Source organism: Pelomicrobium sp. (assembly GCF_036803785.1).
Lineage (GTDB): Bacteria > Pseudomonadota > Gammaproteobacteria > Burkholderiales > UBA6910 > Pelomicrobium.
The window spans coordinates 1-12255 of the sequence record NZ_DAIRTR010000094.1 but is presented as its reverse complement, the minus strand read 5'-3'; the positions used below and the strand labels follow the sequence as shown (position 1 = coordinate 12255).

Sequence of the window (12255 nt, the reverse complement as noted above, 5' to 3'; positions counted from 1 at the left end):
GGCCTGGCTGAGGAGGCGGCGGCAGGCCTCCCCTTGATCGAACCCGTGCTCCAGCAGCAGCCACCCCCCCGCGGCCAAGTGGTCGCGGCAGCCGGCCACGATGCGTCGGAGGCAATCGAGCCCGTCGGGGCCGCCCACCAGGGCCTCGTGGGGCTCGAAGCGCAGCTCCCCTGCCTGGAGGTGGGTATCGCCGGCGGCCACGTAGGGTGGGTTGGAGACGATCACCTGGAAGCGCTCGCCTTCGAGCCCTTCGTACCAATCTCCATGAACGAAACGCACGTTGGTCGCGCCGAGGCGGGCGGCGTTCTCCCGCGCCACCGCAAGCGCCGCCAGCCAGAGGTCGGTGGCGACCACCTGGGCCTTGGGCCGCTCGCGGGCGATGGCGATGGCCACCGCGCCGCTGCCGGTCCCCAGCTCCAGCACGGCCACCGCTTCACCGGGCGGGATGCGCGCCAGGGCTTGCTCCACCAGCAACTCCGTCTCCGGCCGGGGGATCAGCACCGCGGGCGTGACCTTGAAAGGCAGGCCGTAGAACTCCTGTCGCCCGACGAGGTAGGCAACCGGCTCGCCCTGCCGTCTACGCTCGATGAGTACCTTCATCCGCTCCTCGTCCGCTTCGCTCAGCGCCTCGCTCGAGGCTGCGATGACCTGGGCGGCGCTGCGGCAAAGAACATGGCCGGCAAGGACGCGCGCTTCCAGGTGCGCCTCGCCGAAGGAAAGACCCAAGGCGTCCTGCAGCGTCCCCGCCGCCTGGCGCAGCCAGGTCTCCAGCGTGCTGCCCATTGTCCTTTCCTCCGGCGCCGTTGACGTCCGCTTAAGTCGGTATTTCCGCCAGGGCTTGAAGCTGTTCGCTCTGGTGCTCGGTGGCGAGGGCATCCAGCAGCTCGTCCAGCTCACCGTCCATGATCTGGTGGATCTTGTACAGGGTGAGATTGATGCGGTGGTCGGTCACTCGCCCCTGGGGGAAATTGTAGGTGCGGATGCGCTCGGAGCGATCGCCGCTGCCGATCAGGAGCCTGCGGGTGGCGGCCTGCTGGCTCTGCTGCTCCCGCAGTTGCTTGTCTTTAATGCGGGCCGCCAGGATGGCCAGGGCCTGGGCCTTGTTCTTGTGCTGGGAGCGGTCCTCCTGGCACTCCACCACGATGCCCGTGGGTAGATGGGTCACCCGCACCGCCGAGTCGGTCTTGTTCACATGCTGGCCGCCGGCGCCCGAGGCGCGGAAGGTGTCGATGCGCAGCTCCGATGGGTTGAGCACTACGTCGCTCACCTCGTCCGCTTCCGGCATCACCGCCACTGTGGCCGCCGAGGTGTGGATGCGGCCCTGGGTCTCGGTGGCGGGCACCCGCTGCACCCGGTGGCCGCCGGATTCAAACTTGAGGCGGGAGTAGACCCCCCTGCCCACGATCTTGGCGATGATCTCCTTGTAGCCGCCCAGCTCGCTCGGGCTTGCGCTCAGCACCTCCACCTTCCAACCCCTGCGCTCGGCGTAGCGGGAATACATGCGGAACAGGTCTGCGGCGAAGAGGGCCGATTCGTCGCCCCCCGTGCCAGCGCGAATTTCCAGAAATACGTTGCGCTCGTCGTTGGGATCCTTGGGCAGCAGCATGCGCTGCAACTCTGTTTCGATGCGGGCGAGTTGCCCGCGGGCCAGCTCTACCTCCTCTTCCGCCAGCTCCTTGAGCTCCGGGTCGTCTACCATGGTCCGGGCGGCCTCCAGGTCCCGCTGCCGCTTGCGGTAGTCCCGATAGAGCTCCACCAGGGGCATCAGCTCGGCGCGCTCGCGAGCGAGCCTGCGGTAATGGTCGAGATCCGCCACCGCGTCCTCCCGGGCGAGGGCCCGGTCGATCTCCTCCAGGCGCCCCTCCAGCTTGTCCAGCCGTTCGACGAGGCTTCGTCTCATGGGTGGGGGTGATGCATCTGGTACAGGCGGTGAACGAGCTCCAGCAGCCGCTCCCGGTCTTCGGCAGTGGCGTGGGACAGGGCGTAGCTCGGGGCGTGGAGTAGCTTATTGGTGAGCGCCCGGGACAGGGCCTCCACCACCCGGACCGGGTCCTCGCCCCGGGCGAGGGCCTTGAGCGCGCGCTCCAGCTCGTGCCGCCGTTGGCGCTCCGCCTGGTCGCGCAGCGCCCGGATCGCAGGAACCATGCGCCGGGTCTCCAGCCACTCCATGAACGAGACCACATTGCTGTCGATGATGGCCTCGGCCTGGGCAACCGCGCCCTGGCGCGCATCCATGCCCTCCTGCACGATCTCAGCCAGGTCGTCCACGGTGTACAGAAACACGTCGTCCAGCTCGCCCACCTCGGGCTCCACGTCCCGGGGAACGGCAAGATCCACCACGAACATAGGCCGATGCTTGCGGGCCCGCACCGCCCGCTCCACCATCCCCTTGCCCAGAAGAGGCAGGGAACTAGCGGTACAGGTAATGACGATGTCATGAAGCGCGAGCACCTCCGGCAGCTCACCCAGGGTTACGGCCCGGCATTGCAGCCGCGCGGCTAGCGCCTCCGCCCGGTCCAGGGTACGGCTGGCCACAGTCATGCGCCGCGGCCGGTGGGCGGCGAAATGGGTGGCGCACAAATCGATCATCTCGCCCGCGCCCACGAACAGTACCGATTGCTCGGCGATGGAGGGGAAGATCTTGAGGGCCAGGCGCACTGCCGCGGCGGCCATGGAGACGGAATTGGCGCCGATGTCGGTGCGGGTGCGCACCTCCTTCGCCACGCTGAAGGTCCGCTGGAACAGCTTGTGCAGCAGTACCCCCAGGGTCCCCGCCCGCTCTGCCGTGCGCACCGCCTCCTTGAACTGACCGAGGATCTGGGGCTCGCCCACCACCATGGAATCCAGGCCGCTCGCCACGCGAAAGGCGTGCTTCACCGCCTGCTCCCGGGGAAGCTGGTATAGGTAAGGCTCCAGGCTAGCGGCGGGGATACGGTGGTAGCCTGCCAGCCAGCGCACCGCCTCGCCCGGCTGCTCGGTGCTGCAATACACTTCGGTGCGGTTACAGGTGGAGAGGATCGCGGCTTCGGTGACCGGCCGTTGCTCCACCAGGTCGCGCAGCGCCTCGGTCAGCGCCTCCGTCTGGAACGCGACCTTTTCCCGCACCTCCAGGGGCGCGGTCTGGTGATTGATCCCGATGGCGTACAACTGCATGGCCCCACAGGCACGCGAGACGCCTGGCCGGCGCCCCAAAAACGTAGAAAGTTTTTGATTATAGTATGGTTAACCTGCGGGCCGCACCAGCGGGAGACTGCGGCTTCGGGAAACTGCGGGCGGCAGGGCTCAGACATCTGGCCGGGCGCAGGCCGACAGGCCGAGGGGCGGGCGGAGCTTTTCCGGCAGCACCCGCCCCATGCGGGCCCGATGCCCGCAATAATGAGCAAGCTTCTCGCCCACGAGGGTTAGGGTCTTGGGCTTGCCGCTGCGGGGTGCAATGCCGGTGATCCCGAGTGCCTGCTGGTCCGACACCGCCACAGCGGCGAGCTTTTCATCTGCCTCCAAACCCATCACGATCACCCCCCGGCCCCGGGCCAGACGCTTCATCTCGGCGATGGAAAAGAGCAGCAGCCGCCCCCGCTCCGAGAGAGCCGCCACGTAGTTGCCCGGGGATTCCTCGAAGACAAAGGGCGCAAGGGGCACCTCACCCTGGCCCAGGGTCATGAACTCGCGCCCAGCCCGGCGGGTGGACACCATGTCGCCGAGGGTGGCGATGAAGCCGTAGCCGCCGCTTCCCGCCACCAACACCCGGGTCTCCGGCTTGCCCGCCACGCAATGGAGGATGCGCCCGCCCTCCTGCACTTCCACCAGGGAGGAAGCCGGCACGCCGTCGCCCCGCGCGCTCGGCAACTCTGAGGCCTGCACGGTGTAGGCCCGCCCGTTGGAGTCGAGGAACACCACCGGGTCCACGCTCCGGCAGCGGATCAGGGCGGCCAGGGAATCGCCCTCCTTGAAGGAGAGGGTGGAGGCGTCCACTTCCCAGCCCTGGCGGCTGCGCACCCAGCCGTTGCGGGAGAAGATCACCGTCACCGGCTCGTCGATTACGGGAGCAGCGATTGCGGCCTTTTCGGTGGCTTCGATGAGGGTGCGGCGCCCATCCCCATAGGTCTTGGCCTCCGCCTCGATCTCATCGACCACCAGGTCCTCCAAGGCCTGCCGGCTCGCCAGCACTTTTTCCAGCGCCCCCCGCTCCTTGCGCAACGTCTCCAGCTCTTTTTCTACCTTGAGGTGCTCGAGCTTGGCGAGCTGTCGCAGCCGGATCTCCAAGATGTCCTCCGCCTGGCGCTCGGTCAGCTTGAAGGCCTTGATGAGCTCGGCCTTGGGATCGTCGGCAGCCCGGATGATTTTGATCACCTTGTCCACGTGGAGCAGCACTAGCAGGCGTCCTTCCAGCACGTGGATGCGCTCCAGCACCTGGGCGAGGCGGTGGCGCGTGCGCCGGGTCACCGTGGCGAGGCGGAACTCGAGCCACTCGGCGAGCACCTGTTTGAGCGACTTGGTGGCGGGTCGCCCATCCAGTCCCACCATGGTGAGGTTCAGGGAAACGTTGGTCTCCAGACTGGTCTTGGCGAGCAGCAGGTTCACGAACTCGGTCTCGTCGACGCGGGAGGTCTTGGGCTCAAACACCAGCCGCACCGGGTGGGCTCGATCGGACTCGTCTCGAGCTCGGTCCAGCATGGAGAGCATGAGTTGCTTTTCGCGCACCTGTTCCGGGGCCAGGGATTTCTTGCCTGGCTTGGGCTGGGGATTGGTGATCGCCTCGATTTCCTCTAACACCTTGCGGGCGGAAGTGCCCGGCGGCAGCTCGTGCACCACCACTTGCCACTGGCCCCGGGCCAGGCGCTCGATGCTCCAGCGCGCCCGCACCCGGATCGTCCCCCGCCCCGTCTCGTAGGCCTGTCTGAGCTCCTCGGGGGCCGTGATGATCTGGGCGCCTCCGGGGAAATCGGGCCCCGGGATGTAACGCATGAGCGCGTCCACGGTAAGGTCGGGATTGCGGATCAGGGCGATCGCCGCGCGCGCCACTTCCTTCAGGTTGTGGCTGGGAATTTCGGTGGCCATGCCCACCGCGATGCCCGAGGCGCCGTTCAAAAGCACCACGGGAAGGCGGGCCGGCAACACCTTGGGCTCGGTGCGGGTGCCGTCGTAGTTGGGCACAAAATCCACCGTGCCCTGGTCCACCTCGGCAAGCAACACCTCGGCGAACCGGGTGAGCCGCGCTTCCGTGTAGCGGTAGGCAGCAGGATCGTCCCCGTCGCGGGAACCGAAGTTGCCCTCCCCATCGATCAGGGGATAGCGCAGGGTCCAGTCCTGGGCCTGGCGCACCAGGGCATCGTAGACCGACGCGTCGCCGTGGGGATGGTACTTCCCGAGGACCTCGCCCACCACCGCCGCGGACTTGGTGCGCTTGGCCCCAGCCCGCAGCCCTGCCTCCCACATGGCGTAGAGAATGCGGCCCTGCACCGGCTTCTGCCCGTCGGCGAGGCGCGGCAGGGCCCGGTCCTTGACCGTGGCGACGGCGTACTGCAGGTACTGGGTCGATGCGTATCGGCCCAAGGGCAGGGCATCGCCAGGCTCCTCCTCAAGGGGCGCAAAGTAAGGCGGGAGCCCGCCCCCCGATCCCTCGGCTGGACACGATCCCTTGGATTTCGATTTTTCCTCGGTGACGGTCGCGCCGTCTTGGAACAGCTCCGACTGGTTTCCCATCGAGACCTTTCTTACCTTTTGACCCTCAGGTGATGTCTGCCTCGACCAGATTGCCGTAAGTCTCCATCCATTCCCGGCGCTGGGCGGCGTTTTCCCGAGCCATCATCATATTGAAGATGGAGAGCGACTCCTGGAGCTCGGTCCCGGCGAGGGTGACCGGCAGCACGCGGCGCGTGTCTGGGTTGAGGGTCGTCTCCCAGAGCTGCTCCGGATTCATTTCCCCCAAGCCTTTGAAGCGGCTCACCGTCCAGCTGCCGGGCCGCACGCCCTCGTCGGCGAGCTTCTCCAGCAGGGATGCCAGCTCGGCGTCGTCCAGGGCATAGAGTTTACGCGCCGGGCGGCCCTTGCCCTGAGCCGGCACGTCGACGCGATAAAGGGGAGGGCGAGCCACGTACACGTGGCCGCGCTCAATCAGCTTGGGAAAATGGCGGAAGAAAAGGGTCAAGAGCAGGACCTGGATATGGGCCCCGTCCACGTCCGCGTCCGCCAGGATGATGATGCGCTTGTAGCGCAACCCCGAAAGATCCACCGAGTCGCCGGGCTCGTGGTGATCGACCCCGATGGCAAGCGCGATCGCCTCGATTTCCTTGTTGGAATAGAGGGTGTGGGGATCGTCCTGCCAGGTGTTCTTGGGCTTGCCCTTGAGAGGCAGCACCGCCTGGAACTCCTTGTCCCGGGCCTGTTTGGCCGAACCGCCCGCGGAATCGCCTTCCACGATGAAGAGCTCGCTGCGCTCCGGATCGTCGCTGGCGCAGTCGGTGAGCTTCCCGGGCAAAAGCGCCACGCCAGAGCTTTTGCGCCGCTCCACCTTCTGCGCCGCCCGGGTACGGGCCTGGGCCTGGCGGATCGCCAGCTCCGCAATGCGCCTGCCCTCCTCCACGTGCTGGTTGAGCCACAGTTCGAAAGGATCGCGCACCATCTGGGCCACGAGCTTCACCGCGTCACGGGAGATCAGCTCGTTCTTCACCTGGCCCTTGAACTGGGGGTCGAGCATCTTGACCGCCAGCACGTAGGAGGCACGCGACCACACGTCCTCCGGCACCACCTTCAAGCCGCGGCTTCCCATCGAGTGCAGGTCAATGAAGTTCTTGACCGCCTGGTAGACCCCCTCCCGTAACCCCGCCACATGGGTGCCGCCGTGGCGCGTGGGTATCATGTTGACGTAGGACTCGGTGACGGTTTCGCCTTCGGCGGTCCAGGCGATGGCCCACAGGGCCCCCTCCCCTTCCGCGAAACTGTCGGACTCAGACTGGGCGCTGATGTAGCGCTCGCCATAGAAAGGGGCGGCAACGGGAGCAAGCCCTGCGATCGCTTCAGCGAAATAGCCCTGGATCCCCTCCGGGAAGTGCCATTCGGTAGTCTCGATTCGGCCTTTTTTTTCGATCCCTAAGGTAAAACGCACGCCCGGCAGCAGCATAGCCTTGGCGCGCAGCAGCGCCGCGATCTGCTGGGCGTCGATCTTTGGCGAGTCGAAATATTTGGGGTCGGGCCAGAAGCGTACCCGGGTCCCGGTCTCCCGCGGTCCCACGACGGCGACCTTACGCAAGGGCTCCTTCACCCGACCGTTGTCGGAGAACACGATGCGATAGTGGCCGCCGTCTCGCTTTACCTCCACCTCGAGCCGCTGGGACAGAGCATTGGAGACGCACACGCCCACGCCATGGAGTCCGCCGGCGATGCGGTAGGCGGCGTCCTTGTCGGTCTTGCGAAACTTACCGCCGGAATGCAACGTGGTGAAGATCACCTGTACCGCCGGCACCTTTTTCTTGGGATGGATGTCGACGGGAATGCCTCGGCCGTCGTCTTCCACCGTCGCAGAGCCGTCCTCGTGCAGGATCACCGATATTCGCTTCGCGAACCCGGCGAGCCCCTCGTCGGCAGCGTTGTCGATTACCTCCACTAGGGCGTGGTTGGGGTTTTGGGGATCGGTGTACATCCCCGGCCGATGGAGAATCGGCGACAGATCTTCCAGGATCTCGATGTCTTTTGCGCTGTAGCCTGCGTCTTTGGCCATGATTGGTCAACGGCCTTCTCGCCGTTTCTCGGGAAGGCTAAAACCGCCGTCGTTCCAAAAGCGAAAAAGGCTTGCCGACCTTTGCAATCGCGCAAGCCTTGGGTGTTTCGCGTCGTCAATGCGAGTCGGTCGCTTCGTCGTTTAGGGCTCTCCCTGTCCGCGTCCCTCGACCACGGAGCGTTCGGCGCGCAAATTATGGCACACGGCAGAAAAGCCTGTCACGCTCGTGGTCACCGCCTTGAATCCTCGCCCTGCAATACCATATTAGAATGAAGGCGCTTGCGGATGAGGGAGCGGCAAGCGCTTCGATCGTCCCGGCCGTCTGGACAGGAGAAGGTACCATGCGAAAAATGTGGATCCTGGTAGCCGACAAGGCCAAGGCGCGCATCTTCCTGGCCGAAAAACCCCTGGGCCCTCTCACCGAGCTGGAGGCGCTCGTGCATCCGGAAAGCAGACTGCACGCCCGAGACCTGGTCTCGGACGCCCCCGGGCGCACCTTCGACCGCAGCGGCGAAGGGCGCCACGCCAAGGAACCCAACGTGGACCCCAAAGAGTCCGAGGCCATCAAGTTCGCCATCGAGATCGCCGACCGCCTCGAGGCCGCCCGGGCGCGGGGTGAATTCGACCGGCTCGGGCTAGTCGCGGCCCCCGAATTTCTGGGCCTATTGCGGGAGCGGCTCGGTCCCGAAACCCGGGCCCTGGTCGAATTCGAGATCGACAAAGATCTGATGCATCTGCAACCCCAGGAGATCAGGGCCCGGCTGCCAGAGCGGTTGTTCTCGGCCGTCTAGCGCCGCTCTCCTCGGACCGATTCCCCAGTCGTCTCCCATCATGAACAAACAGAAGGTTCGGGTGGCCGAGCTCCGTCCCGGGATGTTCGTGTGCGAGCTGGACCGCCCCTGGCTGGAAACGCCCTTTCCTTTGCAGGGCCTGCTGATCGAGAACCGGGAACAGATCGAAGCGCTGGAGCGCTACTGCACCTACGTCTACATCGATCCTCTCAAAGGCTCGAGCGGCGAAAGCGACCCCGCGCCGAAACAGGCCGCGGCCTCCCGCGCCGTCCCGGGGGGCAAGGCAGCGAGCGCCTCCCGCCCCGTCCCCGGGAGCGTGCTGTACGAGGAACAGGCCACCGTGGAGGAGGAACTCCCGCGGGCGGAGCCCATTCGCCAAAGCCTTTATGCCCTGATGCGAGAGGTCGAGCAGCAGATCCGCAACGGCCGCATGCTGGAGCCCCGCACGCTCAAGGAGGCGCTGGGCGACATGGTGGACAGCGTGATCCGCAATCCCCACGCGCTGCTGCTGCTCACCCGTCTCAAGGCCAAGGACGTCACCTTGCTGGGGCACTCCATCGACGCGGCCATCTGTCTCTTGGCGTTCGGCCGTCACCTGGGTCTACACCGGGACGAATTGCAACTGTTGGGTCTTGGCGGCTTGCTCTACGACATCGGGAAGATCCGGCTGCCCGAAGAAGTCTTGACCAAGAAAGGGCGGCTGAGCGCCCAAGAGCTAAAGCTCATGAAGGGGCACGTGCGGCACGGGGTCGAGATTCTCGAGGCCACTCCCGGCATGCCCCCGGAGGTCATCGAAATGGCGGCGACCCACCACGAAAGGGAGGATGGGAGCGGCTACCCTGACGGATTGGACGGCGACCAGGTGGGGCCGTTCGGGAAGATGGCTGCCATTGTGGACTGCTTTCAGGAGTTGACCAGCGATCGCCCGCCGGTGCCACCTGTGCCCCATGCAGTGGCGTTGCAGATGATGCACCAGTGGCGCCACCAACTCTTCAACGGCTACCTGGTGGAGGAGTTCATCCAGTGCCTGGGGGCGTACCCGGTTGGGAGCGTGGTGGAACTGAGCACGGGAGAGGTGGCCGTAGTGGCGACGCCCAACCCGAGCAACCGCCTGAAACCCCGCGTCATCCTGGTCCTCGATGGGGACAAGAAACCTTATCCGACCCGAAAGCTTGTCGATTTGGAAGCGGAAGGGCCGGACTCCCGAGAGATCAAACGCGCGCTGGAACCCGGGGCCTTCGGCGTCAATCCCCAGGATTGCTTTCGCCGTTAAACGCGTGCGCCCTGCGGGCAGCCCGAGCAGCAACTAGCCACCCCATGAGTCCGGCGCTGCCGGGCCTCGGTTGATCGGTCCCGAACGCGGGGGGCTCTTTACCGTAGAGCTGCGCGCCAGAGGTTCGGTTCGCCGAACGTAAGAGAGTTCATCCGCCATCAGACAAGACTGGCCGCCGAGGATGCGCTCTATCGAGCGCGAGTTCAAGCAAAGCGGTTGACCTTGGCGATGCCCAGTCCCGTAATCAGCACCATGCAAACGGCACAAGGCATGACCAACGCTGCCCGCGACACGGCCGACCCGCGCATGAAAGCCCTGGCAGCGGCCAGCATGGCCTTTGCCGGCAAAAGCGCAGCCGATGCGGTCAGGGCGAGTCAAGGTAGCATGATCAATGGCAAAAAGAATCAGATTCTTACCAAAGTAGATGGCTAGGGCCGAGTTCTGGAAAGCCAGGATGCCACTATAGTAGATCACTGTAGATGCCAAAGTGGATGGCATCAATCTCGCCATCAGCATGGGCACTTCAACGAGCGAAAGTAAAGAAGTGCCAACGCGCAACGCCACACGGGGCGCCGTGGTTACTGCTGGCCACGACCTCAAATGTTTTGCGGCAAGCAGTGCGGGTCGAGATCGTGATATCACGGTCTGACGCTCGCGCCTGCAGGCAGTCAACCGTGTGGTGCTCGATGCGCAGGATGAAATCAGGCTGCTGGCTGCCAAAAATAATGCTGCGCAGCACAGCATCTACAGCTCATCGAGCGGCAGCGCCGGCATCAGCATCGGGACGAACGGCTTGCTGTTGGCCGCGAGCGCCAGTGGTACCCGTGGAAATGCCAATGGCAGTGATGCCACCCCGACCAACACGCACGTGGACGCGGGCAATCAAGCGACCATGACTGCGGGCGGCGACACCACGGCCAAGGGCGCAGTAGTGCAAGCCCCGCAAGATTGCCGCCGATGTGGGAAGCAGCCTCGTGATCGAGAGTCTGCAGGATAGCAGCCAATTCGACAGCAGGCAGCGCAGCGTTGGTGCTAGCCTCTCGATTGGTCCTGACAGGATGAGCCGGCAGTCTCAGTGCCAGCAAGGGCAAGGTCGCAAGCAACTTCACCAGCGTCATCGTACAATCGGGCCTTAGAGCAGGCGCTGACGGATTTAGCGTCCACGTCCAGAGCAACATCGACCTTGAAAGCGGCACCATCCTTAGATCGCAACAAGCTCTTCGACGAATGCAAAAATCACTTCACCACGGACGGCGCACCGACCCTAAGCGACATTCAAAATCAGCGAGCTACAGTGCCGTAAGCATGAGCGCCCATATTGATGACGCAGGCGCAAGTCCAAACGGCAAGCTCGCCCCGCAGGCCAGTGGCGCGGGGCTCGCCGTACACGGCGGCCAGTCAAGCCGCGTCACGCAAGGGGCGATCAGCGGCATCGCCGGAAATCGTGGGGCGCGAACGGGCAATGCCGAGACCGGCATCCCATCGACTTGGATGCGGACAAGGTAAGGCGGGACATCGCCGCGCAGGGGGTAATCACGGAAGAGCTGAGATGGCAGACGAGCCGCACGGTGCAAGCGTATGCCGAGCAAAAGAGGGCTGAGCTGCGGGCACGCTATTACGCGGCAACCGATCCGCAGCAGAAGCAGGCCGTGCAGGCAGAAGTGGATGAACTGCGGCTGGAAACCCACGTGCTGCACGTGCTCATCGGCGCAGTGACGGGTGTGGGGGAAGCAGCGCTGTCGCAGGAAGCGCTGGCGGCTGCGGCGGAGGAGATGCGCCGGATCACTCTGGAGAGCTCGCGGCGTTTCAAGGGGGAGAAGGACAAAGAGACGGCGCTCAGCAACACCTCTGGGATAAGCGTGGGCAGTCGCTGGGATCTCGAGCCCACCAAAGCCAGCGGCGCGCGGGTAGATCTAGATTAGCTGTGCGGAATAGATAACAGGTGGTGTAAGACAACGAAAGACGAACAGGGGAACAAGGCAGGTACCGGCGACTTGTCACTTGCCCCAATGGCTCGATAGTGAGGAAGGCCGCAAGATAGCCGTGACGCACGCGCAAGTTACGGCCACGGAAGGCCGTCTGCGTGCGCCACCGCGAAGAAGTTGGCGCAAGTTTCGAGAGAACGGAGAGCGAAAGAGCGTCGAACCGGGCGACTTCAGGACACCGGGCCGCCACCCCGTGGCACTTGCAGATCGGCGCCGGACCCCGCGTGCTGTCGGGAAAGCCGGAAATGAAAGCGTAGCTTCACCGCAAGTAAAACGCCCAACCTCAGAGGGTTGGGCGTGGAAGGGTGGTGGCCAGGGACGGAATCGAACCGCCGACACGCGGATTTTCAGTCCGCTGCTCTACCAACTGAGCTACCTGGCCACTTCGTATCACCGACAGCCGACACGCGGATTTTAACTGCGGCCCGCTCGGCTTGCGCCTCGCTTCACATCGCTTGCGCAATGTGAGCCTTCGTTGCGGCTGGCCCG

At 65.0% G+C, this 12255-nt stretch carries 10 protein-coding genes and 1 tRNA gene; 5 read left to right on the top strand and 6 right to left on the bottom strand.

Features of this window, described 5'->3' with window-relative positions:
* The 5 genes from prmC to V7Q81_RS11205 all read right to left on the bottom strand — a co-directional run.
* On the bottom strand, positions 1-783 hold a 783-nt coding region (prmC, locus tag V7Q81_RS11225), incomplete at its 3' end, for a peptide chain release factor N(5)-glutamine methyltransferase (RefSeq protein ID WP_333843279.1).
* 31 nt (positions 784-814) lie between these two features.
* Positions 815-1900: a peptide chain release factor 1 gene (gene prfA / locus V7Q81_RS11220; RefSeq protein ID WP_333843277.1), complete on the bottom strand. Its 1086-nt coding sequence runs from the start codon at positions 1898-1900 to the stop codon at positions 815-817.
* Positions 1897-3153, bottom strand: coding sequence for a glutamyl-tRNA reductase (gene hemA / locus V7Q81_RS11215; RefSeq protein WP_333843274.1), 1257 nt, complete (start codon positions 3151-3153; stop codon positions 1897-1899). Before hemA ends, prfA begins: the two co-directional genes overlap by 4 nt.
* A 129-nt stretch (positions 3154-3282) precedes the next feature.
* Positions 3283-5703 carry a DNA topoisomerase IV subunit A gene (gene parC, locus V7Q81_RS11210; RefSeq protein WP_333843272.1) on the bottom strand — a complete coding sequence of 807 codons (2421 nt, stop codon included), beginning with the start codon at positions 5701-5703 and terminating at the stop codon, positions 3283-3285.
* Between the two features lie 25 nt (positions 5704-5728).
* The gene (locus tag V7Q81_RS11205) at positions 5729-7717 is read right to left on the bottom strand and encodes a DNA topoisomerase IV subunit B (RefSeq protein WP_333843270.1); all 1989 of its coding nucleotides are present in this window, start codon (positions 7715-7717) and stop codon (positions 5729-5731) included.
* 341 nt (positions 7718-8058) lie between these two features.
* Here V7Q81_RS11205 and V7Q81_RS11200 point away from each other — a divergent pair, with 341 nt between their 5' ends.
* The 5 genes from V7Q81_RS11200 (at position 8059) to V7Q81_RS11180 (ending at position 11703) form a co-directional block, all read left to right on the top strand.
* Positions 8059-8508, top strand: coding sequence for a host attachment protein (locus V7Q81_RS11200; RefSeq protein WP_333843267.1), 450 nt, complete (start codon positions 8059-8061; stop codon positions 8506-8508).
* A gap of 40 nt (positions 8509-8548) precedes the next feature.
* Positions 8549-9781: an HD-GYP domain-containing protein gene (locus tag V7Q81_RS11195; protein ID WP_333843265.1), complete on the top strand. Its 1233-nt coding sequence runs from the start codon at positions 8549-8551 to the stop codon at positions 9779-9781.
* Positions 9782-10051: 270 nt separating this feature from the next.
* Positions 10052-10213 carry a hypothetical protein gene (locus tag V7Q81_RS11190; RefSeq protein WP_333843262.1) on the top strand — a complete coding sequence of 54 codons (162 nt, stop codon included), beginning with the start codon at positions 10052-10054 and terminating at the stop codon, positions 10211-10213.
* A gap of 226 nt (positions 10214-10439) precedes the next feature.
* Positions 10440-10778, top strand: a complete 339-nt coding sequence (locus V7Q81_RS11185; protein ID WP_333843282.1) for a hemagglutinin repeat-containing protein — start codon at positions 10440-10442, stop codon at positions 10776-10778.
* A gap of 490 nt (positions 10779-11268) precedes the next feature.
* Positions 11269-11703 (top strand): hypothetical protein, encoded by a 435-nt coding sequence (locus V7Q81_RS11180; protein ID WP_333843259.1) that lies wholly within the window; start codon positions 11269-11271, stop codon positions 11701-11703.
* A 369-nt stretch (positions 11704-12072) separates the two neighbouring features.
* Here V7Q81_RS11180 and V7Q81_RS11175 read toward each other — a convergent pair.
* Positions 12073-12148, bottom strand: a tRNA-Phe gene (locus tag V7Q81_RS11175).
* Positions 12149-12255: the final 107 nt, after the last annotated feature.

What these genes read in the sequence shown, in the direction of transcription:
- prfA (WP_333843277.1), bottom strand. Translation starts at nt 1,900, where the DNA reads ATGAGACGAAGCCTCGTCGAACGGCTGGACAAGCTGGAGGGGCGCCTG.
- hemA (WP_333843274.1), bottom strand. Translation starts at nt 3,153, where the DNA reads ATGCAGTTGTACGCCATCGGGATCAATCACCAGACCGCGCCCCTGGAG.
- parC (WP_333843272.1), bottom strand. Translation starts at nt 5,703, where the DNA reads ATGGGAAACCAGTCGGAGCTGTTCCAAGACGGCGCGACCGTCACCGAG.
- V7Q81_RS11205 (WP_333843270.1), bottom strand. Translation starts at nt 7,717, where the DNA reads ATGGCCAAAGACGCAGGCTACAGCGCAAAAGACATCGAGATCCTGGAA.
- V7Q81_RS11200 (WP_333843267.1), top strand. Translation starts at nt 8,059, where the DNA reads ATGCGAAAAATGTGGATCCTGGTAGCCGACAAGGCCAAGGCGCGCATC.
- V7Q81_RS11195 (WP_333843265.1), top strand. Translation starts at nt 8,549, where the DNA reads ATGAACAAACAGAAGGTTCGGGTGGCCGAGCTCCGTCCCGGGATGTTC.
- V7Q81_RS11190 (WP_333843262.1), top strand. Translation starts at nt 10,052, where the DNA reads ATGACCAACGCTGCCCGCGACACGGCCGACCCGCGCATGAAAGCCCTG.